Genomic DNA, 20,251 nt, shown 5'->3' on the forward strand with positions numbered 1-20,251 from the left:
TCGACGCAGTATGTCATGCGGCATCCATCCGAGGCAGTTCATCCATTCCATCGCCCCGCCATAAGACAAAGGTCAGGATTGAATGATCGCTTGTCGTCATGGCGTGGCTTTGCCAACTTTCATGCTGGCGGGTCTGGCCCGGCCCGACAAGCTGTGCATTCCCTTCAACCTTAAAACAGGCTTTTCCAGCGAGCGTCAGGTATAGCTCTTCAGCCTGATGGCTGTGCCAGTCATACTGCAGACCTGCGCCCCAATAGGCGACATAACCGCGTAGTTGGGTCGAATGGAAATGCCCGCTGGGTCCGAACAGTTCGTAATACCCGTATCGAGACAAGAAATCCGCACCGACTTCGGATTCGGAATAGGTCAGTTTCCAGTGCGCTTGCTCAGCAGTTGCTGCAATAGCCGTAACCAATGCCTGTGTTTCGGGCGTACCGTTCAGACCAAATTTGCTGACAAGCCGGGTTGCCGGAATCTGTGCGGGCTGTAAGTCCGTTCTGGATAAATCTGTTGGCCAACCCCCAAAACCCGCCAAATCCGGGTGGTTCTGATGCAATCGCCTGGCGGCCATTAAAACATCATCCAACGTCATGGGATCACCACGATGTTTCCGGTGTGTTTCTTCGCGATGAAGGCGGTTTGTGCCTCATGCAATTGGCTCAGAGGGTAGGTTGCGGCCAGGGCCGGTTTTACTTCGCCCGCTTCGATATATCGTACAAGATTTTGCATTACTTCGGGGTCGATGACAGTCGAGCCTGTAAAGGTCAGATCGCGCAAGTAGAACGTCCGCAAATCGAACTCGACCATAGGTCCCGCGATGGCGCCCGAGCAGGTATAGCGTCCGCCGCGTTCAAGAATGCTGATAAGCTGCGGCCAGTATGACCCGCCCACCACGTCGGCAACGACCGTGATCTTTTCGTCTCCCAACGATTTGCGCAAATCATCGGGGGCGCGGGACAGGATGACATCTGGACCCAACAGGGCCACGTCGTCGTGCTTAGCCTCCGACGCCATCGCGATGACCCGCGCATTTCGGCGCTTGGCCAGTTGAACCAGAGCGCCACCGACGCCGCCAGATGCGCCCGGAACAAGAACAGTGTCAGCCGCGGTGACCTTGGCGCGGGTCAGCATGCCTTCGGCGGTTGAGTAGGAACAGGAGAAGGTTGCCAGCTCAGCATCCGAAAGTGTTGATTGGATGGCTATCGCATTGACAGCCGGGATCGTTGTGTATTCGGCAAAGCCGCCATCTCGCTCTGATCCGAAGTAGCCGGTTTTGTCCTTGTTCACCGGATCGGTCGGATCGCGCAACCAGCAATCGGTTATCACACGCTCGCCCAAGCGGTTTGGATCCACGCCGTCTCCAACTCCAACGATCTGCCCACAGACATCCGCCCCTTGAATGCGCGGAAAGGCCAGTGGCGCTCCGCCCCAGGTTGGGTCATCAGTGCCGACCTCTTCAAACGCGCCACCGGTGGTCGCGTCGCTGACGGTTTTAGAATACCAGCCGGACCTAGTGTTTACGTCGGTATTGTTCAGGCCACAGGCACCGACCTTGATCAGAACTTCGCCCGGTTTGGGAGTAGGACACGGCCAGTTTTCGTGCCAGACCATCTGATCCAGATCACCGTGCCCCATGGTGACCATCGCCTTCATTGTCTCGGATTGGGCCATGCGGCAAACTCCGTCGATGCATTTACGGTGACCTCAATCAAGCGCGGGAGTGAACTGAAAGACATCGGTCCGCCCCCCCCTGAGTCGATTTGGTCTCGACACCGTATGCAAACAAAAATACCATCGTCAATCATGAATGGGACAGATGTATCAAATTTAGTTTTGGAACGGCTGGCGGAAGAACTGTCTCAGTTGACACCCGAGGCACGCAAGGCTGCGACCTATGTGCTTGAGAACCCGCGCGACGTGGGCGTATCGACTGTACGCGAAATTGCTGAAGCCGCCAATGTGAAACCCAATACCATTGTCCGAATGGCGCGGCAGGTGGGGTTCGAAGGCTACGAAGATTTCCGGGTTCCCTTCCGCGAGGCGATCAGGCGCGGGCAGGCCGATTTCCCGGAACGCGCGCGTTGGCTGCAGGATATTCGTAAGTCCGGCAATATGGGCGGGCTTTATGCGGATATGGTTCAGGACGCCCTGCGCAATGTCGAGGAGACGTTTGCCAATATCTCGTCCGAACAGCTGAAAGCCGCCGCTGAAGATATCTGGAATTCGCGTAACGTGTTCGTGCTGGGCGTTGGCGTGAACAATTCGAATGCGCGAAACTTTGTTTATCTGGCCTCGACGGGCATGGTGCAGTTTCATGCTATCCCGCGCGCCGGATCAAATCCGATTGACGATCTGGCATGGGCGGACAAACGCGATGTACTAATTGCGATGACCTGCAAACCTTATCGGAATGAAGTGGTCGAGGCGGTGCAAGTTGCCCGAGAGCAGGGCATGACGGTGGTCGGTCTTTCTGACAGCCCAGCCAGCCCTGTTCTGCGCAATGCACAACACGGGTTCGTCATCTCGGCGGATACGCCGCAATTCTTCCCGTCATCAGTAAGTACTATCGCATTGCTCGAAACGCTTTTGTCCTTCGTCATTGCAGTGGCCAGCGACGAGATTGTCGAAAGAGTGGCGACCTTTCACAAGCGTCGCCATCAGCTAGGCCTATATCACGCGGAAGAGCCCTGATTGGATCAGGCCAATCCGCATTGGCCATTCAGCCACGCACCAGGTGACCTCCATCCACATCCAGCACAGCGCCTGTGAGATAGCCATTTGTCATTGCCATTATCACAGCTTGGGCGATGTCCTCTGCCTCACCAATGCGTCCGACGGGCAGGCTGTTACCAACCTGAGCGAACATGGCCTCGCGAGCCTCATTCGACATTGCCGCGTAAGCCTCGGTTGCAACCATTCCAGGGCTGATGCAGTTCACACGCGCACGGTTTGATAGCTCCAATGCCAACCCCTTGGACAGGGCTTCGACCGCCGCGTTCACGGCCCCAAGACCCGTTGCACCGGCAGAGGGTCGGCGGCTGAGGACGCCAGAAAAGAAGGTGATGGAGCCGCCTTCAGTCAAGACAGGCAAGACTTCACGCGCCGCCACATAGGGCCCGATAAATTTAGCCTCGAACATCGCGCGCAGGTCAGTGGTTGGCAATTCGGCGAAGGCCCCACGCGCTGCGCTTGAGGCAGAGATGACCAGATGATCTACTTTCTCAAGGCCGCTGGCCCAGGACTTCGTGCCAGTCTCGTTGGTGGTATCGACCGGTGCGATCTGAACTCCGCCTCCGATGTCTGCCGCTGCTGCCTCCAGCTTGGCGAGACTCCGGCTGGCGATGGTAACTTTCGCACCAAGCGCCACCGCCAGCTTTGCGGTGGCCTTACCCATGCCGCTGCTGCCGCCAATGACAACAACGTGTTTGCCGATGAGGGCCGTTTCGAAAACCGAGTTCATTGCTTTGGTTCCTTGCTTGTCGTGTCTGTTAAATGAGTCAATCGATGCTGAGCACCAACTTGCCGGTGGTTTCGCCCGCCTCTAGGCGGCGATGCGCTTCCGTGGCCTTGGCGATTGGGTATGTGGTGATCTGAGGACGCAGAATGCCAGTTTCCAACAGCTTGAATACCTTGGTCATGTCCGCGCCGAATGCAGTTGGTCGGTTGGAAAAATACGTGTAAATATCGCTGACCCGCACTGAGACAGATTTCTGGAAGTGTTTCGCCAGATCCTCGGCAAAATCGCCAGCTGGCGGCCCGGCAAGGAATCCGAAGAGCACAGCCGTTCCAAGGGGAGCCAGCGCATCAAGGTCTGATTTCAAGGAGTCACCGGAAACCGGATTCAACGTCAGATCAACACCGCGCCCACTTGTGATCTCTGACACCAGCGTGGCCACGTCCTGAGTACGATAGTCGATGACAAAATCTGCTCCTTGCGCCTGGGCGTATCCGACCTTTTCAGTGCTGACCGACGCGATCACAGTCATGCCCAGATGCTTGGCGATGTGGAGGGCCATCGTGCCCACTCCGCCTGCAGCCGCATGCACCAGTGCGGATCTTCCGGCCGCCGCACCGCCCAGATTGACCAGCATGTGATAGGCCGTCATTGCGTTGACAGGGATTGCTGCGGCGGTTTCAAAGGCGATGGTATCGGCAATTTTAGTTACATAAGGTGCACTTATTACGGAATGCGTACCATAGCCGCCCGCACCAATCGGCCCCATCCATGCGACGCGATCACCCACGGCGAAACCAACGGCATCTTTGCCCGTCGCTTCGACGATTCCGGCACCTTCAACGCCGGGTACATGGGGCAGGTCTGGCATCATGCCCTCGGGCATTTCGCCACGACGAATAATCGTATCGATAAAATTCACCGCCCCGGCATGATTACGGATCAGGATTTCTCTGGCACCGGGCTGTGCGACAGCTTGGTCAACGCTTCGCAGAACTTCGGGCCCGCCAGTTTGGGTGATTTCTATCGCGTATGGCATAATGCATCTCCTTTTGTTTCGCAGAAGATAGCGATGACGCCATTTCGTGATAATAGTTGAATTTAGAAGGTATTATCTCATAAATAGAATTATGATCTACAACGACCTTGGCCTGTTTACTGTTGTCGCCCACCACCTCAGCTTTTCCAAAGCTGCAGATCGGCTGGGTATTCCGCTTAGCAGGATTAGCCGCAGGATTGCCAAGTTAGAGGATCATCTGGGCGCTAAGCTATTCGAGCGCACGACAAGGCAGGTGCGCCTGACCGAAGAGGGGCGCCGTCTTCTGGATCGTTGTCAGGATCCGATTGAAACGCTTCAGCGTATTGCGGGTTTTACCGATGACACGCGGCACCACACGATTCGCATTACGGCCCCACCTTTGGCAGCCCGTACAACGATTGGGCCAAAGCTGGTGGATTTCGCCGAACAAAATCCTCAGGTCCAGCTTGAACTGACGACGACTAACATCATGCTGGATTTTTTCGCGGACAACATCGACCTCGCCTTTCGGGTTGGTCCGCTTGCGGACTCCGGTCTTGTTGCCAAGCGGTTATGGTCAGTTCCATATTGTTTTTGCGCAGGGCAGGGCTTCATTCGAGAGCACGGATTTTCGGGACCTTTGACGCGACCGAAGTTCCAGACTCTTCCTGCGCTGATAGCGGGTCAACCCTGGGTACTGGAAACGGGAGAGACGGTGAATCCAGCCCAAATAGCCCACAATATTGGCGACCTTGATGTCATCGCACAGGCCGCTCGTCGTAATCTGGGGATAGCGATGTTGCCGAAGGATATGGTGGAGGGCGATCTGCGACGACTGGAAGTTGAGAATACTGTCCCGCTGACTCGAGACATGTATGCGGTTTATCCCAGCCGTCGCCTGTTGCCCGAGCGCGTCAGGAAACTGATCGATTTCATGGCGCCGGGATAAAACCTACCAATCAATTTGCACCCCATCCCGAAAGAAACCACCTGTTGGACCGTTCACGGGCAGTGTTGCAGCCCACACGACGCCCTTGGCCCCTTCGGACACCGGGCGACCACCCCCGCCCATGTCAGTGGCGACCCAGCCGGGGCACACTGCGTTGACAAGGATGCCTTCGGGTTTCAAATCAGCCGCAGTCTTGATGGTCAGCGCATTGAGCGCTGTTTTCGAGATGCCATATCCAGGTGTGCTGGATGACATGCCTGTCAGCGCTCCTGAGCCGGAAGACACGTTTACAATCCGGGCATCATGACCATTTTGAAGTAAAGGAACGGCCGAAATGGTTGTTGCCCAGGCTCCGAAGAAGTTGGTCTCGAAAGCACGGCGCACGCGCACCAGGTCAGCGCTGAGCGTGTGCTGATCCGTGTCGTAGTCAACGCCTGCATTGTTTACCAGTATGTCGAGATATCCGTATTCGGAGTTGATCTTATCAAAGGCAGCGTTGACCGAGCTCTGATCGGACACGTCCAGTTGCAAGGCCTTAGCTCCATGCCCAATCTCTTCGGCCGTGGCTTGTCCCTTTTGCGGGTCGCGCGATGCTACCAAAACAAATAATCCATGATCGCGGGCCAGTTGTAGGGCGACTTCTTTGCCGATGCCTCGATTGGCTCCGGTCACAAGTGCGATACGTTGTTCGGTCATGAGGTTTCCTTTGAATTTTCGTCAGTTAACCGAAAGCAAAACCTAATAGTGAGATTGCCAACATCGCTCTGGCAAGGCAACCGGCGCGCAACGATGCGGCGTTAACTGATGTCAGTTGGCCCCGGCCCCGCGTTCACCGGCGAGGGCGACGAGACCACGGTCGCCGGTTTCCCAAAGAGCGGTCATTGTCATCGCTGTTACAACCCAGCGGTCACCTGTTTTTTCCAGCACATAGTCATAACGGCCGCCCAATACCCATAGGCCATCGTCAAGCCGGTGGGTAGCGGTGAAATCAGCCTGCGCTGTCGCGGCGATTTCTGAAACTGAGGTGATTGCGTGGTTGGTCACCATGTGATGCGTGCTGTCGAACCCGGGCAGGAAGGCGGCCCAGCCCGCAACAAGTTCGTCAGCGGGTTGGGTTGCCGGGTCTCCACCCCAAAGGCTGGTGTAGTCAATGTTGACGTGATCGGCGAAGGCATCCCTTACACGGGTCCAATCATGCCGGTCTGCGCCTGCAGCGATATCCGTTAGGGTGCGGGTGATGTCGGTTTGATCGGCCAATGCAGGGCCTCCAATCATTGTTATGGCGGTGAGCATGGCGATGAGGGATCGTTTCATATCCGGGTCCTTTGTCAGAGTTGGACAAAGCAACGTACGTTGCTGCGCCTGCTTCATTCATTAGCCAGGCGTTCAGGCACGGGCGCTAAGGTGTATTGCGACCAAAAAAACGCATTTGCCGCATCCTGATCGGCACTGAGATTGGTGGCCTCGACGATCTTGCCGTTCTCGATCCGGTAGACCAGAGCCCAGATGGTATCGACATTCGGCTTACCTTCGGCGTTGGACCAGCCTCGGTGAATATCTACAACATGGGTTTCATCCGCGCCAAAGTAGATCGGGTCAGCCTGAAACCCAGCTGCGCCCAACTGGGCGAAGAAGGCCAAAACTTCATCCCGACCGTTTTTGGTGCCGCTCAGCGGATGGCGGCCGGGAATGTGCCATTGTACGTCCTCGTCCATGACTGCGGCGATTCCATCAAGGTCGTTCGAGCCGTAAGCCGCAAAAAAGTTCTGAACCACTTTCATATTGTCTTCGGGGGTATCGGCCATTGCGTTGCCTCCCATAATGGTCGCGACCGCGAGTGCTAGTTGAAGTTTTCGGGTCATAGGGGTCTCCAAGGGAATGAGGTGTCGGATAGCGAGGCCCGACGCCTGATCAGCAGGATCAATTATCCAATCCGGCGCGGAAGTGGTCGGCAACGGCGTCGGCCGCCCGTGTCACGTCCTCGGGGTTGTCGTAGAAATCGAACTGCGTGACATCCTCGAGCCACTGCGCAGCCGCTTCACCGGCAAATCCGGCAAGGAAGGTCTGCACGCCCTGCGGGATCGCTGCGCTTTCAGAGTGAACAATGGTCAGCGGTTTATCCAGACGCTGTGGGTTGTCGGCGGGATGGTAGGTCAGCCAGCCTTCCCAGCCTGCATTGTTCCATTTGTCATCATATTCCGGGATCGCCCCACGGTCCGCTTCATAGTAGTAGCCACCGATCGGCATCAGCACGCCTTCGGCACCTTCTGGACCCGCGGCAGGAATGATCTGGCCCCCGGCGGCTTCGGCAGCCCGAGAGACTTGAAGCAAGCCGGCAACACCTTCTGCGCCGCCGTAGACGGCCTCAACAATTTCGGCGTTCTGCAGCCAGGGAGCAACCAAACCAAGTCGCTGAACCAGCGGGTTGCCCGAGACGGCATCGACCATATAACCCGCTGAGGCGCAGATACCCAGCCCATTGATGTGCTCGGCGTCCACTTCTGGCAGGGTCGCTATGAATTCGATCGCTGCCTTGATGTCCGAGGTCTTGGCTTCGGGGCTTTCGACAAAGCGCGCTTGGTTCGGCAGATCGCCGGATTTACCCCAGCCCCGGAAATCGAAGGTGAAGGCGGCAAATCCGCGTTCGGCCATTTCCCGGGCATAGTTCGCCGGCATCTGTTCTTGTACCGAGGTCCAGGCCCCTGTGACCACGACCGTTGGCAAAGGTGCATCGCCGCGTTCTTCGGGTAGGTACAGTGTGCCGGATAGGGTGGCACCTTCATTCTCAAAGGTGACAATGCGGGTTTCGACCTGTGCGACGGCAGCTGTCGAGGCCATTAAAGCCGCAGCGGTATTCAGAGCGAGGGTTTTCATCGCGATATCTCCCAAAGTCTGTCTGGATGGGCGCAAGCCCGATGACGAAAGAGATACGTTGCCGGAGGTTCACTTGATTGCACCGGACTGCTGTGTTTTTGAATGATCCTGCATCAAGCCATGTTGGCCGCGCGATAAGCCTTGGGGGTTTGTCCCACCACCTGTTTAAAGCTGCGCGTGAAATGAGCCTGATCGGAAAAGCCACATTCCAAAGCGATATCACCCAGAGGACGCTGCTGGTCTTGCATCATCTTCATCGCCTGTTCAATTCGGTAGGCCATGACATATTGCATCGGGGTCGTGCCCAACGTCTCTTTGAACATGCGTGCGAAGTGCGAAGGGCTCATTCCCGCCTCGGTCGCGAGCTGCTCAACGGTTATGGTCTGATCCAGCCGGTTCTGTACAAAGGCCAAAACGCGCTGGTAATGCCGGGATGTGAAGCGGGATGACAGCTGAACATCTTCGATCCGGCGTTTTCCATATTTCTGGAGCAGTTTCACTAGGAATACGCGGCTCATGGCTTCGAACATCACGACCGAAGACATGTCGGTCGATTCCAATGCGTCACGCAGTATAACGCCAGCCGTGCACAGATCAGGGTCCGAGAACTGCGGCAAATCCCGAAATTGCTGCGGGTCAAGCAGCATGCCCAGCTCGGACTGAGCAAAGCGTTCAACCTTAGCCGGGTCCAGCGTGATAACGATGACATCAGACGTCGCGTACCATTGCCAACCCGATCGCATACCAGCCGGAGTGACGATGATTTCATCCTTGTGAAACATGAAATCCCGCAACTCACCATCCCTCCAGTTCCGAACTCTGTGCGGAATGGTCTGGAGATTGAGAAGCACGTGATGCTCTTTGAAAACATCCTCGGGCATCTGATCCGGCTCAGCCCGGAAATACCGAACGGACATCAACCCTGCAGCCGAAGGCCGCTCGATCGCATCGCTGTTTAGTAAAGGTTCCGAGGGGTAAATGTCCGCATATCTCGAAGGCAATCGTCGGCTCCCATAGTGTACCTGGGCAATTCTCGCTGGCGTCGATCGCACACGGTTGAAAACATCCAACAGGGGTGCGAACCCATGGAGTGGTTCCGTGGCCACCTGCTTCTCGCAACGCAGCCGTAGCGTTCGGGTCGACGCTTAGAGAATTTTCAAGATTGCGGTCGCTGAATCAAGACGGAACACGATGCCCGACGAGAAACACGCGCTGCCGTTGATCCTAGAAAATAGTCCATTGCCGATGGGTGATGCGCTCCGACAACAATCAAATCAGCGCCGATTTCTCGCGCGAACTCGGTAATACGCAGCCCTGGCTTTCCCGTTTCTACCTGGCAGTTTATATCGGTCGCTTCTCCGGCGATCGACTTTAGGGTTCCCATGATTTTGTTGGTCAGATGGTTCTCGGATTTCACTGTCACGAATTCCGCCGTAAAACCCGGGATTTGTTCCAGAACTGTAAGTAGTGTGATCTTTCCGTCAGCTGCCAAAAGCTTGCGGGCAGTGGTGATTTTCTCGGCAACCAACTCTTCATGATCAATGGCAACGGGGATCAATATGGATTTATACATGTAAAGCACTCCCAGTGAGTTTCGGCGATGTCAACGAGCAGGGCTTGGTGCATCATAACTTGATAAGTACTTTCAGAATTAACGGTTCTGATCTGTTGCCCAGGACCCCGCCCTGCCTTAGTGGCCAAACACCTCGAGCCGCGCCCATTCTGGACCTCGGTTCAAGAGAAAGACGGCCACCGCATATGCAATGGCCGCCTTGAGGTTACTATGCGCTGCGATACAGTTTTGTCATCGAGAATTCCCGATGTCCCAGCGCCTCTGCCGCGGTGTTACGGCCGTTTGCTGTCCTGCGGATCATATCGATCAGAGCATCACCAGCCTGATCGATGGTTTGTTCGCGCCGCAAGATGCCTGAAACATCAACATCCACATGCTCGCCCATGGTGCGCACTGTACGCGGGTTCGCGGTGATCTTGATGACCGGAACGATCGGGTTGCCCACCACGTTGCCCTGACCTGTCGGGAAGGTATGGATCACAGCACCGCCCGCCGCCATCAGCGTCACACATTCCGCCGCAGCTGATGAACTGTCCATGAAGTAAAGGCCTTTGCCCGAGTTAGGTTGCTCGGCAGGTTCCAGAATGTCGATATATTGCGAAGTCCGGCCGATCTTTTCGAGGTTGCCAAGCGCCTTTTCCTCAATGGTGGTCAGGCCACCTTCGATGTTGCCCTTGGTTGGCTGACTGTCGCTGAGGTCATCGGTCTGATGGGCAAAGATTACATCGTCCTGATAGGCTTTCCACATCTTGTACCAGCGTTCGCCCACCTCTTCATTGATGGCGCGTTTCTGGCAGATATGTTCCGCCCCGGTGATTTCCGAGGTTTCACCAAAGAACCCGGTGATCCCTTCGGGCAGCAACTTGTCATACATGTTGCCAACGGTTGGGCAGGACCCCAGACCCGTTGTCGTGTCGCTTTCACCGCATTTGGTCGAAATCCAAAGCTCGTTGATCGAGCATTCCTCGCGCTGGACCTCGGTGGCCTTGTGGACAAAATCTTTGGCCGCCCATGAAGCGCGCCGGATGGTCTCGAAGTCACCGTTCTGTTCGATTGAGAACTCTGCCACGTCCTTGCCGGTCTCGCGGATGCCGTCGGCAATGCGTTTGGTCCAACCCGGCTCGATGCCGATCACCACCACCGAGTGGACATTCGGGTTGGCCCCTGTGCCGATCATAGTGCGGAAATGCAGCTCGAGGTCCTCACCGAACTGAAGGCGGCCATAAGCGTGTGGGATTGCCAGCGTGCCCTTGACGTTGTTGGCGACTGCCTCGCAGGCGGCGTTGGAAATGTCATCGACGGGCAGGATCAGCACGTGGTTGCGCACACCAACCCGGCCGTTTTCGCGCCGGTAGCCCATGACAGTCATGTTTGAATATTTGCTCATGGTATTAACCCCTTACCAGCGCTTGGTCTTGCAGTTTTGCGTGTGGACATGCCCGCCGCGTGGGATGTCAGCGATGATCTTGCCGATGTCTTCGCCATATTTGATCGCCGTATCGCCGTTCTTGAGGTCCGTGAGCGCAATCTTGTGGCCAATCGGAACATCCGCACCTGCGGTCAGGCGAAAGGTCGAGTTGTCATGTGTAATACAGCACAGCATGTCGGTGCCTGCAGTCAGGCCTTCGACGACCACGACACCGACATTGTCTTCCTCTTCATGCACCAAAAGGTGCGGTATTTCATTTGGGGCTGGATTTGACATGAAGGTCTCCGGTTTTTGCTATGGTTTAAGGATGGTTTTCGGCGCAAGCGTCTTGCCAGCGCGAATGTCTGTAAAGGCCGCGGCCCCGTCGGACAGGTCGCGGGTTTCAACCCAGTCAAGCGTCCCGAGGCGGCCCTTGAACATGGCATTGCATGTGTCGCGGAAGTCCTGTGCGGTATAGGTGTAGGTGCCGATTAGCGTGATTTCCTGCAGCGTGATGCGTCGGATATCCAATCCACCTTCGGAACTGCCTAGGCCGATGTGCAAAATCACCCCGCCCGGGCTGACGAGCGCCGAGGCAACCGCACGGGTAGACGCAAACCCCACTGCGTCGATCACCAATGGAATGTCCTGTTCCGGTGTGTCCATAACGGCGATTCCACAGGTGTCGCGAAGATAGGTCGCACGGGCTGCGTTGGGTTCGGATAAGGTCACCTGCTCGACCCCCATCGCAGTGAGCGCGAGAGCTGCCGCTAACCCGATTGCCCCGCCGCCAATCACATGGGCACGCCGTTCGTCTGCCGGGTGCAGGGCCGCAAGCCCCAGCCGCACCGCATGCCAGCTGACCGCAATCGGTTCGGCGAGTGCGGCCTGCTCCAGCGTGATATGCGAGGGCACTTCAATCAAATTGCGCTCTGGGATAGCGACGTATTCCGCAAAAGCGCCTTCGCGCGGCGGCATTGAGATGATCTGTCGCGAGGGGCAAAGGTTCTCACGTCCGGACCGGCTAGCCGCGCTGTTGGGGTCGTTGACCAGCGGATTGATGGTTACGCGACGGCCATCAGCCGTCACACCGGCCCCTTCATGGCCAAGGATCAGCGGTGCCGGGCGGCGGTCATCATGGCCCAAATAGGCGTGCATGTCAGACCCGCAAATGCCGACGCTATCGATACGGACGAGAACCTCATCGGGGCCGGGCTCCGGGTCCGCGAAATAGCGGTATTCCAGTGTTTCGACATCAGTGTAAACCAAAGCTTTCATTTCGCTGTAAACCCCCCATCAACCATCAAAACTTGCCCGGTCACGAAGGCACAGGCATCAGAGCAAAAGAACAGCAACGGGCCGTCGAGGTCTTTGGGCTCACCGTTGCGACCGATACAGGTCTGCGCAGCATTACGGTTCGCGCGTTCAGGATCATTGAACACCGCAGCCGTCAGCTCGGTTCGAAAGAACCCAGGGCCAATCGCGTTTACGCATATTCCGCTCGATGACCAGGCCTCGGCCATTGCTCGGGTCAGCTGTGCCACGCCGCCCTTAGACGCCCCATAGCTAAGCCCACCTGGAAAAGCCCGGCTGGACTGGAGCGATGCGAAATTTACGATCCGTCCCCAGCCTTTGGCCTTCATATCGGGCACTAGGTGCTGCGACAGAAAGAAGGGAACGGCAAGGTTCAATCCCAGTGTGATGTCCCACCCCTCAGGCGATACATCATCCGCAGCCTCGCGCGTGTTGATCCCGGCGGCATGCACCAGAATATCCGGTGCCCCAAACGGCTGCGACGCGGCAACGGCCAGCTCCGCCAACCGATCGCGATCCGAAAGATCCCATGGCAGCGCATGAACCTGATCCAGCTCGGCCAACGCTTCTGCACGTCGCGCCACGCCCACGACCTTAGCGCCGGCATGCGACAGTACCTCTGCCGCTCTGCGACCAAGGCCGGAGCTGGCCCCGGTCACAAGAGCGGTATGTCCAGTGAGATCAGGATGATAGGTCACGGGTTGGGTCAGTCTTCGGCTGTCAGGTCAAAGTTTTCATCGGGGAAGAACTTGGCCAGTCGAATATCCGCAGTACGCGCGTGCCCCTCCATACCTTCAAGGCGTGAGATACGGGCCGTCGCCTGCGCAATCGGCTTCATCGCATCAGCGGTCGAGCGCTGCCAGGTCACGATCTTCATGTATTTATGGACGCTGAGGCCACCGGTGTAAGTGGCCGCCCGGCTCGTGGGCAGCACGTGATTGGTGCCCGAGGCTTTGTCGCCAAAGGCAACCGTGGTCTCTTCGCCCAAGAAAAGCGACCCATAGCACGTCAGCCGATCCAGCCACCAATCAAGATCATCGGCCATGACTGTCAGGTGTTCTGGAGCGTATTGATCCGATGTCGCCGCCATTTCTTCGCGATCCGCGCACAGGATGACCTCGGCATAATCGCGCCACGCAGCCGTAGCGTTTTCGCGGTTCACTTCGGGCAGGTCCTCGATCAGCACTGGCACCAAGCGCATAACCTCTTCGGCGAGGTCGCGATTGTCTGTCACCAGCCAAACCGGTGAGTTGTATCCGTGCTCGGCCTGCCCAACGAGGTCAGTTGCAACAACCATCGGATCAGCAGTGACATCCGCAAGGACCAGACTGTCCGTCGGGCCCGCAATCATGTCGATGCCGACGCGCCCGAACAGGATACGCTTTGCTTCGGCCACAAACTGATTGCCGGGGCCCACAAGGATGTTAGCCTTGGGAAGCCCGAACAACCCGAAGGTCATCGCCGCAACCCCCTGCACGCCGCCCATGGCCATGATCTTGTCGGCGCCACAGATATGCGCGGCGTAGACGATCGCAGGCGCGATACCGACATCGGGGCGCGGCGGTGAGCAGGCGACAATGTGCTTACATCCCGCCACCTTTGCCGTGGTGACCGTCATGATGGCGCTGGCTATATGGCTGTATCGCCCGCCTGGGACGTAGCAACCGGCTGCATCCACCGGGATCATCTTCTGGCCAGCGGTCAGGCCCGGCACAACCTCGACTGCGATGTCGGTCATGGACGCTTTCTGTGCCTCGGCAAAGCGTTTGACGTTGCTGTGGCTGAACTCGATGTCGCGCTTCAGCTTTTCTGGCACGGCATCCATCGCGGCCTGGATTTCGGCATCGCTGAGAATGACGTTGCCTTCGTAATTGTCGAATTTGGCTGCGTATTCCAACGCCTTGGCATCGCCACCTGTCTCAATGTCGGTCAGGATTCCCTGCACAATTTCACTGACATCTGACGCTCCGCTGCGCGCGGTCAGCGTGGCTTTCTTCAGGTATTCACGGGTCATGAATTAGGTCCTTTTCTTACCGCGTCTTTCGGCGGCTTATCGATAGACATCAGGCAACAGCGAGGTAGAGAACGCCGGGATATAGGCGATCATCAACGTCACGATCAGCATGAAGAAAACAAACGGGATGGCGCGGTAGGCGATCTTGAGGATCGACTCGCCCGTAATCCCCGACACCACGAACAAGTTCAGCCCCAAGGGTGGAGTAATAAACCCGACCCCCAGCGCGGTGATCATCATGATGCAGAACTGAATCTGGTTCATCTCGATCTCTTGCGCCAGCGGGTAGAGGATCGGTGCCAGGATCACGATGTTGGGCGTCGTTTCCATAACGCAGCCCGCAATGATCAGGATAAGGACCATCATGGCGATCAGTACGAATTCGTTACTGCTGACTGAGGTCAAAGCTCCGACAAATCCTTGCGGCACTCCAATGATCGCCAGAGCTTCGGCCAGAGGGATCGAGAAGGCGATGATCGGAAGGATCACACCGTTGACCTTGGCCGAACTGACCAGCATGGCCGGGAAGTCGGACAATTTCAGTGTGCCCAGGATAAACCCGATGAATATGGTCACGACGACCGCCACGGCACCTGCCTCGGTCGGGGTCAGTTTCCCCGAGAAGATGCCGTAGAAAATGATGCCGGGGACAAGGAAAGCGTACCAGCCGGACTTGACCGTCTTCCACAGGTTCGCGCGCCATTCAGCTGCGGTCATCATGCCGCCGCCTTCCCAAAGGTTCAGCCGGTTCATCACGACGTTGGTGATCAGGATGGCCGTCAGGATCAAAAGGCCGGGGATCAGCGCAGCAAGGAACAAGGTCGAGACCGCTATGCCCAGCACGAGGCCGATGATGATATAGGCGATAGAGGGCGGGATGAGGATGCCGGTGCAGGCTCCTGCCGCGACCAAAGCGCAGGCGTAGGGGCGGGGATAACCGCTCTCGACCAGCCGGTCGATAGTCATGCGCCCTACCGCTGCCGCACCTGCTGCGTCCGACCCGGAAATCGCTGCGAACATGCCACAGACCAAAACGGTGGCCGAACCGAAGCCACCCTTGGCCCAGCAGGTCAGGGCTTCGGCGACGTCCAGAAACTTTCGACTGAGCCCGGTTCGGACAAGCACGTCTCCGGTCAGGATAAACAACGGCACAGCTGTCAGCGCGAAGGCATCGATGCCCGAGAACAGCTTTTCGCCGACAAGGCTCAGCGGCAATGCGCCGGACATGATCAGCATTGTGATCGATGCTGCGCCGATCGCGGCCCAGACCGGAACGGCGAGCGCGACAAGAGCGACGAAGAGAATGACGGAGGCGTAGAAATCCCACCCAAGTTCAAGCGTTTGACCGCCGAGTTGTTGCCACATCATGGCTCAGGCCCTCCCTTAATCAAATAGCTTGTCGCCTTCGTAGACGGGACGGCCCGTTCGAAGGTCGGCAATGTCGCGGAGGAAGGACTGCACCAGCCGAAAGATGACCAGCGCGAAGCCAAACGGCACCGCCATGAGGAAAAAGACCTGGCTGATCCGCAGGCCGTGTGTGACAGACCCGAATTTCCAGGACACGTGGACTGTCTCCCACGACCAATAGATCGCGACGAGTGCCACGATGAACATCACGATGTCGCCGAAGATGTAGAGCAGCGTTTTGACCGTGCGCGGGACGTAGTGCATCAGAACATCAATGCGGATATGCCCGCGTTCCTTGACCGCAGCGGCGGCACCGATCCATGCGAGATAGATGAACGCATACCGGACGATTTCTTCGCCCCAGATGGACGAGTAGGCAAAGACCTCGCGCCGGACCACTTCGATAAACATCGTGCCGACGAGCATGACGTAGAAGACTAAAAGCAGCCAACGTTCGGCATTTTTATCAATCGCTCGAAAGAGCTGAGACATAGCATCCTCACTACCGTCACGCGGCGGCGACGTGTTCTAGCGGGTTTTTAATGGGCAAACATCGGATGAGCCGACGCTGGACGCGCCGGCCCGAAGACGCGATCAGGCGTCGTGCACGTAGTATTTCGCACGCGTGTCTGCGGCTTCTTCCAGCTTGGCGAACGCATCCATCGATCCGGCCAGCTCGGTCTTGAAGCTGTCCCATTCGCTGCGCTGATAGCCACCGGCCTCTTTCCATTCGCCCAACTGATCTTCGCTGAGCGAGTGGAACTCGACGCCGTTCGCGATCAATTGAGACATGGCGTAGGCCCGTGCCGAAGGCACTTTGGACAGGTTCTGCTGCTGGGTGACTTCGCCCGCAAATTCGATACCTTCCTTGACGTCCATCGGCAGGCTGTCGAACCATTCAAGGTTGATCGAATAGACCTGACTGTCCGGCACCGCCTGAGTGAAGGTCACATGGCTGAGGATCTCACCAAAGCCAAAGACATGCAGCGCGCCCACCGAGGGATCAAGCGCATCTGCGACGCCTTGCCGGATCGCTGACGGAGTCTCACCCCACGCAACAGGCGTCGGGTTCGCACCCACCATGCCATAATACTGCTGCAGCATTTTTGATCCGGGTACGCGGAATTTGACACCGGACATATCGCCGGGGGTGATAATTGCGTTGCCTCCCTGGCGAACAGCGACGACGCGCGGATCGATCACGATATACATCAGCGCTTTAAAGCCGGATGCCGCGATCTTGGGGTCTACTTCCGCCTTCCAAGCTTCAGAGGAAGTTAGGTTCGTGAACCGCTGGTTGGACCCGCAGAAATATGGAAGGTTGATCAGGTCGACGACGCTTGCGAAGGGTGCGAAATTTGACAACGAGTGTTGCGCGGCTTGAATGGTCCCCCCCTGAACCGCCTGCGCCAACGCACCACCTGCACCAAGCTGACCACCGGGCGCCAGTTTCACATAGACCTTGCCATTCGTCATGTTTTGGATGTTTTCTTTCAGGTCCAGCTGCATGATCGGATAGCTGCGAGACGCGCCCAGAACATAGGCCGTTGCCAACGTCATCTTGAATTCAGCCGCGTTTTCGCGATCGCGTTCCTCGGCGGCGGTCTGTGCTGCCGCTTCGCTGGACCACAATGTCCCAGCCGCGCCGGCGACCATGGCCGCCGTGAACGAGCCGGTGCCCGCGAGTTTCAAAAAATTCCGACGCTCGGCCGAAGCCAGCTCCTGTTTAGTCTTGTCCATGTGTTCTCCTCCCGTTGGACTTTTTTTCGGATTTATTCCTTTGATTTTTTATCCGAAATTTCTTTTGCTTCGCTCCGCAGAATGCCGATCGAAAAGGCGATGGCCGCGGCAAACAAGATCAACATTTCCCAGATATTGTTGACCAAGGGCGCATTCGACACTGCTCCGATCACTACGTTCGCTACAAACGCGAGCAGCAATATTCCAGCTATCAAGTATGACATGCGTCCTCCCCAACCCATCTAATGCCTCGCACTGAGTCGCCCGCAATGTAAGCGCTTACATTTTGTTATGCAAGCGCTTACATTGCACATGTGTTGTAGGTTCCCGACAAATCGTGCTTTTGATAGAATTCGTCTTGAGCTAGTTGCCCATCCAAAATGACAAGAAAAACCATGCCTCAAAGCGGTCACGAAAACACAGTCCCAACCCTTGCAGATGTTGCCCGACATGCGAACGTGTCCACCGCAACTGTCTCGCGGTGCCTGAACTCGCCAGAGCGGGTAGGGCAAAGCACAAGGGAACGAGTTCTGGCAGCCGTACGAGAACTTGGGTACGCGCCGAATTTCGGAGCCCAAGCCCTTGCAGCAAGGCAGACAAATACCATCGCCGCCGTGATACCGACTATGGAGAACGCTGTTTTTGCACGCGGATTACAGGCGTTTCAGGAAGAGCTGGTGAGGCATGGTAAAACGCTTCTGGTTGCTTCGTCCGCCTATGATTCAGAGCTGGAAGAACAACAGGTGCGTGCGTTGGTAGCGCGGGGTGCAGATGGGTTGCTGCTGATTGGGTACGATCGCGAACCGGAAATCTATGCGTTTCTGGAAAAGCAGCGTGTACCAACTTTGATCGCCTGGTCATTTGATCCTGACCAATCCCCGCCGGCCATCGGCTTTGACAATCGGGCTGCGATGTTTGCCCTTGCCCGGCAGGTCATTGGATATGGGCATCGGCATATCGCATGTATCTCTGCTCCAACCGCTTCGAATGATCGGGCAAGGGAACGCGTTCAAGGCATTCGGGATGCCAAACAAGAGGCCGGTCAGGACCCGAATACAATGTTTCTTGTCGAGACCGCTTACGGCGTTGAAACTGGTGAAGTTGCTTTGCGCGAGGTCATGACAGCCGCACCAGAAACGACTGCCGTGATGTGCGTCAATGACGTTTTGGCGGTCGGAGCCTTACGCGCGGCTCGGGAAATGGGGCTTGAGGTGCCCAGAGACCTCTCAATTACCGGTTTTGACGATATCGAAATTGCAATGCTCGCCGAACCCGCTCTTACGACGGTCCATGTCCCGCATCGCGAGATGGGGCGTCGCGCTGCTGGGATGCTGATCCAGATACTTCGTGATGCGCACAGCGGTCAAAGTGTTGAGTTGCCGACAGAAATAAGACTACGTCAATCACTCGGTCCTGCCCGCACTATTGAGTGATCCCGACCTTGAGGGCTATGTCTGGAAATCCACTCGCTCGAATCTACCAACGATGTACGACCCGGATTCGGCATGCGCGGCCAATCCAACTTGAATTACTGGTGTGAATAATTCTTAGACTCAGAGTTTATGGCTAGCAGACCAAGAGAGCTGTGAGAGTGATTGCTGAGAGGAAGGCCTTTGTGCGCGGCTCATCCGTTGCGATGCAGAATGCCCTGAACCGGACGATGCCTGCCGTGGCAATCGGGCAAAAATTATTATGTCGCGGCTGTCTTTCAGGTTCTGGTCACGTGGTTAACAGAGCCGAAAGTTCATTTGCCCCCTTTTTCAGGATACCCAGAAACGACATCAGGCTGTTGACGTTGTGACGTTGTGTCGGTGCATGAACCGAAAGTGTGCCCACCAATCGGCCTTGCCCATCTTGAACGGGTACTGCTAGGGCTGCCATTCCACTCATGAACTCTTCATCATCAGTGGAATAACCGTTCTGAGCGATATGTTGGATTTCCGTGCGCAATGACTGCGGATCGGTCAGGGAACTTTCAGTCTGTGGCTGCAGATTTCCTGCTGAAAGAAATCCATCCAGTGTTTTCTGCCGGAGCGTGGACAAGTACATCTTGCCGCTGGCGGTGCAATGAAAGGGAACCTGTGTCCCAACCGGCAATTGAATGCGCAAAGGCCACTTCGTCTCAACCCGGTCAAGATAGATCATGCCCTCTCGGTCAGGGATGGCGAGATTGCAGGTCTCACCGACCTGCTCGGCGATACTGCGTAAGATCGCCAAACGCGCTGTGCGCAGATGCTCGGACGACATGGTGTTGACTGAAAGCAACCTTAGACGGTGCCCGGGACCGTATGAGCGGCCATCCAGATCACGCTGCAGGAAACCTTCGGCCTCTGCTGTTTGCAACAAACGGTGGATTGTTGGTTTCGCCAGACCGAGTGCCTCGATCAGGTCCGATGGTTTGACGGCAACCCCGCGTCGCGCCACCTCCTCAAGGATGAGGAGAAGGCGCAAGTTAGTTGGGATTTGGGTTTCTTTGTCTTGTGTTTCCGTTTCGGCCATC

General features: G+C 56.7%; 23 protein-coding genes. 3 read left to right on the forward strand and 20 right to left on the reverse strand.

Going from position 1 to position 20,251, the window contains the following annotated elements; translation table 11 throughout:
- Positions 1 to 13 precede the first annotated feature (13 nt).
- Positions 14 to 571 carry a dimethylsulfonioproprionate lyase family protein gene (locus ACR0EN_RS17020; protein ID WP_480563556.1) on the reverse strand — a complete coding sequence of 186 codons (558 nt, stop codon included), beginning with the start codon at positions 569 to 571 and terminating at the stop codon, positions 14 to 16.
- Positions 572 to 588: 17 nt separating this feature from the next.
- Positions 589 to 1,671: an alcohol dehydrogenase family protein gene (locus ACR0EN_RS17025; protein WP_255611785.1), complete on the reverse strand. Its 1,083-nt coding sequence runs from the start codon at positions 1,669 to 1,671 to the stop codon at positions 589 to 591.
- 132 nt (positions 1,672 to 1,803) lie between these two features.
- Here ACR0EN_RS17025 and ACR0EN_RS17030 point away from each other — a divergent pair, with 132 nt between their 5' ends.
- A complete protein-coding gene (locus ACR0EN_RS17030) occupies positions 1,804 to 2,691 on the forward strand; it encodes a MurR/RpiR family transcriptional regulator (RefSeq protein WP_170392553.1) in 888 nt (295 codons plus the stop codon).
- Positions 2,692 to 2,719: 28 nt separating this feature from the next.
- Here the strand turns inward: ACR0EN_RS17030 and ACR0EN_RS17035 are convergent, their stop codons facing one another.
- Both ACR0EN_RS17035 and ACR0EN_RS17040 read right to left on the reverse strand, forming a co-directional pair.
- Positions 2,720 to 3,460: an SDR family oxidoreductase gene (locus ACR0EN_RS17035; RefSeq protein ID WP_480587930.1), complete on the reverse strand. Its 741-nt coding sequence runs from the start codon at positions 3,458 to 3,460 to the stop codon at positions 2,720 to 2,722.
- A gap of 37 nt (positions 3,461 to 3,497) precedes the next feature.
- Entirely contained in the window at positions 3,498 to 4,493 is a 996-nt protein-coding gene (locus ACR0EN_RS17040; protein WP_480587932.1) for a quinone oxidoreductase family protein, read from the reverse strand.
- A 91-nt stretch (positions 4,494 to 4,584) separates the two neighbouring features.
- Between ACR0EN_RS17040 and ACR0EN_RS17045 the strand changes: the two genes are divergently transcribed.
- A complete protein-coding gene (locus ACR0EN_RS17045; protein ID WP_480587934.1) occupies positions 4,585 to 5,421 on the forward strand; it encodes a LysR family transcriptional regulator in 837 nt (278 codons plus the stop codon).
- A 3-nt stretch (positions 5,422 to 5,424) separates the two neighbouring features.
- Here the strand turns inward: ACR0EN_RS17045 and ACR0EN_RS17050 are convergent, their stop codons facing one another.
- The 15 genes from ACR0EN_RS17050 to ACR0EN_RS17120 form a co-directional block, all read right to left on the reverse strand.
- Complete coding sequence (locus ACR0EN_RS17050; RefSeq protein WP_170646668.1) at positions 5,425 to 6,117, reverse strand: SDR family NAD(P)-dependent oxidoreductase; 693 nt, start codon at positions 6,115 to 6,117, stop codon at positions 5,425 to 5,427.
- 111 nt (positions 6,118 to 6,228) lie between these two features.
- Positions 6,229 to 6,735, reverse strand: coding sequence for a nuclear transport factor 2 family protein (locus tag ACR0EN_RS17055; RefSeq protein WP_170609669.1), 507 nt, complete (start codon positions 6,733 to 6,735; stop codon positions 6,229 to 6,231).
- Between the two features lie 53 nt (positions 6,736 to 6,788).
- Positions 6,789 to 7,283, reverse strand: coding sequence for a nuclear transport factor 2 family protein (locus tag ACR0EN_RS17060; protein WP_480459575.1), 495 nt, complete (start codon positions 7,281 to 7,283; stop codon positions 6,789 to 6,791).
- A gap of 58 nt (positions 7,284 to 7,341) precedes the next feature.
- The gene (locus tag ACR0EN_RS17065) at positions 7,342 to 8,295 is read right to left on the reverse strand and encodes an alpha/beta hydrolase (RefSeq protein ID WP_480587936.1); all 954 of its coding nucleotides are present in this window, start codon (positions 8,293 to 8,295) and stop codon (positions 7,342 to 7,344) included.
- 113 nt (positions 8,296 to 8,408) lie between these two features.
- A complete protein-coding gene (locus ACR0EN_RS17070; RefSeq protein WP_170392546.1) occupies positions 8,409 to 9,296 on the reverse strand; it encodes a helix-turn-helix domain-containing protein in 888 nt (295 codons plus the stop codon).
- Positions 9,297 to 9,451: 155 nt separating this feature from the next.
- Positions 9,452 to 9,868 carry a universal stress protein gene (locus ACR0EN_RS17075; protein ID WP_170402133.1) on the reverse strand — a complete coding sequence of 139 codons (417 nt, stop codon included), beginning with the start codon at positions 9,866 to 9,868 and terminating at the stop codon, positions 9,452 to 9,454.
- A 208-nt stretch (positions 9,869 to 10,076) separates the two neighbouring features.
- Positions 10,077 to 11,255 (reverse strand): UxaA family hydrolase, encoded by a 1,179-nt coding sequence (locus ACR0EN_RS17080; protein ID WP_170392544.1) that lies wholly within the window; start codon positions 11,253 to 11,255, stop codon positions 10,077 to 10,079.
- Positions 11,256 to 11,267: 12 nt separating this feature from the next.
- On the reverse strand, positions 11,268 to 11,573 hold the full coding sequence (locus ACR0EN_RS17085; RefSeq protein WP_170392543.1) for a UxaA family hydrolase: 306 nt from the start codon (positions 11,571 to 11,573) through the stop codon (positions 11,268 to 11,270).
- An 18-nt stretch (positions 11,574 to 11,591) separates the two neighbouring features.
- Positions 11,592 to 12,554 carry an alcohol dehydrogenase catalytic domain-containing protein gene (locus ACR0EN_RS17090; protein ID WP_480587938.1) on the reverse strand — a complete coding sequence of 321 codons (963 nt, stop codon included), beginning with the start codon at positions 12,552 to 12,554 and terminating at the stop codon, positions 11,592 to 11,594.
- Complete coding sequence (locus ACR0EN_RS17095) at positions 12,551 to 13,288, reverse strand: SDR family oxidoreductase (protein WP_170392541.1); 738 nt, start codon at positions 13,286 to 13,288, stop codon at positions 12,551 to 12,553. The genes ACR0EN_RS17090 and ACR0EN_RS17095 overlap by 4 nt, the downstream gene beginning before the upstream one ends.
- Positions 13,289 to 13,296: 8 nt before the next feature.
- Complete coding sequence (gene hisD, locus ACR0EN_RS17100; RefSeq protein WP_170392540.1) at positions 13,297 to 14,604, reverse strand: histidinol dehydrogenase; 1,308 nt, start codon at positions 14,602 to 14,604, stop codon at positions 13,297 to 13,299.
- Between the two features lie 36 nt (positions 14,605 to 14,640).
- The gene (locus tag ACR0EN_RS17105; protein WP_170392539.1) at positions 14,641 to 15,972 is read right to left on the reverse strand and encodes a TRAP transporter large permease; all 1,332 of its coding nucleotides are present in this window, start codon (positions 15,970 to 15,972) and stop codon (positions 14,641 to 14,643) included.
- 15 nt (positions 15,973 to 15,987) lie between these two features.
- A complete protein-coding gene (locus ACR0EN_RS17110; RefSeq protein ID WP_170392538.1) occupies positions 15,988 to 16,503 on the reverse strand; it encodes a TRAP transporter small permease in 516 nt (171 codons plus the stop codon).
- A 102-nt stretch (positions 16,504 to 16,605) separates the two neighbouring features.
- Positions 16,606 to 17,751: a TRAP transporter substrate-binding protein gene (locus tag ACR0EN_RS17115; protein ID WP_170392537.1), complete on the reverse strand. Its 1,146-nt coding sequence runs from the start codon at positions 17,749 to 17,751 to the stop codon at positions 16,606 to 16,608.
- 32 nt (positions 17,752 to 17,783) lie between these two features.
- Positions 17,784 to 17,975, reverse strand: coding sequence for a hypothetical protein (locus ACR0EN_RS17120; RefSeq protein WP_170625143.1), 192 nt, complete (start codon positions 17,973 to 17,975; stop codon positions 17,784 to 17,786).
- Between the two features lie 171 nt (positions 17,976 to 18,146).
- On the opposite strand from ACR0EN_RS17120, the gene ACR0EN_RS17125 reads away from it, so the two are divergent.
- Positions 18,147 to 19,184 (forward strand): LacI family DNA-binding transcriptional regulator, encoded by a 1,038-nt coding sequence (locus ACR0EN_RS17125; protein WP_170610026.1) that lies wholly within the window; start codon positions 18,147 to 18,149, stop codon positions 19,182 to 19,184.
- A gap of 286 nt (positions 19,185 to 19,470) precedes the next feature.
- On the opposite strand, the gene ACR0EN_RS17130 is transcribed toward ACR0EN_RS17125, so the two are convergent.
- Positions 19,471 to 20,250, reverse strand: coding sequence for an IclR family transcriptional regulator (locus ACR0EN_RS17130; RefSeq protein ID WP_480587940.1), 780 nt, complete (start codon positions 20,248 to 20,250; stop codon positions 19,471 to 19,473).
- Between the last annotated feature and the right edge of the window lies 1 nt (position 20,251).

The sequence above is a fragment of the Ruegeria sp. AB7 genome (assembly GCF_056542625.1).

Excerpts from the sequence above, each read along its gene's own strand:
- ACR0EN_RS17025 (WP_255611785.1), bottom strand. The coding sequence starts at position 1,671 with ATGGCCCAATCCGAGACAATGAAGGCGATGGTCACCATGGGGCACGGT.
- ACR0EN_RS17065 (WP_480587936.1), bottom strand. The coding sequence starts at position 8,295 with ATGAAAACCCTCGCTCTGAATACCGCTGCGGCTTTAATGGCCTCGACA.
- ACR0EN_RS17050 (WP_170646668.1), bottom strand. The coding sequence starts at position 6,117 with ATGACCGAACAACGTATCGCACTTGTGACCGGAGCCAATCGAGGCATC.
- ACR0EN_RS17060 (WP_480459575.1), bottom strand. The coding sequence starts at position 7,283 with ATGACCCGAAAACTTCAACTAGCACTCGCGGTCGCGACCATTATGGGA.
- ACR0EN_RS17080 (WP_170392544.1), bottom strand. The coding sequence starts at position 11,255 with ATGAGCAAATATTCAAACATGACTGTCATGGGCTACCGGCGCGAAAAC.
- ACR0EN_RS17085 (WP_170392543.1), bottom strand. The coding sequence starts at position 11,573 with ATGTCAAATCCAGCCCCAAATGAAATACCGCACCTTTTGGTGCATGAA.
- ACR0EN_RS17125 (WP_170610026.1), top strand. The coding sequence starts at position 18,147 with ATGCCTCAAAGCGGTCACGAAAACACAGTCCCAACCCTTGCAGATGTT.
- ACR0EN_RS17090 (WP_480587938.1), bottom strand. The coding sequence starts at position 12,554 with ATGAAAGCTTTGGTTTACACTGATGTCGAAACACTGGAATACCGCTAT.
- hisD (WP_170392540.1), bottom strand. The coding sequence starts at position 14,604 with ATGACCCGTGAATACCTGAAGAAAGCCACGCTGACCGCGCGCAGCGGA.
- ACR0EN_RS17055 (WP_170609669.1), bottom strand. The coding sequence starts at position 6,735 with ATGAAACGATCCCTCATCGCCATGCTCACCGCCATAACAATGATTGGA.
- ACR0EN_RS17020 (WP_480563556.1), bottom strand. The coding sequence starts at position 571 with ATGGCCGCCAGGCGATTGCATCAGAACCACCCGGATTTGGCGGGTTTT.
- ACR0EN_RS17115 (WP_170392537.1), bottom strand. The coding sequence starts at position 17,751 with ATGGACAAGACTAAACAGGAGCTGGCTTCGGCCGAGCGTCGGAATTTT.
- ACR0EN_RS17040 (WP_480587932.1), bottom strand. The coding sequence starts at position 4,493 with ATGCCATACGCGATAGAAATCACCCAAACTGGCGGGCCCGAAGTTCTG.
- ACR0EN_RS17110 (WP_170392538.1), bottom strand. The coding sequence starts at position 16,503 with ATGTCTCAGCTCTTTCGAGCGATTGATAAAAATGCCGAACGTTGGCTG.
- ACR0EN_RS17035 (WP_480587930.1), bottom strand. The coding sequence starts at position 3,460 with ATGAACTCGGTTTTCGAAACGGCCCTCATCGGCAAACACGTTGTTGTC.
- ACR0EN_RS17045 (WP_480587934.1), top strand. The coding sequence starts at position 4,585 with ATGATCTACAACGACCTTGGCCTGTTTACTGTTGTCGCCCACCACCTC.
- ACR0EN_RS17130 (WP_480587940.1), bottom strand. The coding sequence starts at position 20,250 with ATGGCCGAAACGGAAACACAAGACAAAGAAACCCAAATCCCAACTAAC.
- ACR0EN_RS17120 (WP_170625143.1), bottom strand. The coding sequence starts at position 17,975 with ATGTCATACTTGATAGCTGGAATATTGCTGCTCGCGTTTGTAGCGAAC.
- ACR0EN_RS17075 (WP_170402133.1), bottom strand. The coding sequence starts at position 9,868 with ATGTATAAATCCATATTGATCCCCGTTGCCATTGATCATGAAGAGTTG.
- ACR0EN_RS17105 (WP_170392539.1), bottom strand. The coding sequence starts at position 15,972 with ATGATGTGGCAACAACTCGGCGGTCAAACGCTTGAACTTGGGTGGGAT.
- ACR0EN_RS17030 (WP_170392553.1), top strand. The coding sequence starts at position 1,804 with ATGAATGGGACAGATGTATCAAATTTAGTTTTGGAACGGCTGGCGGAA.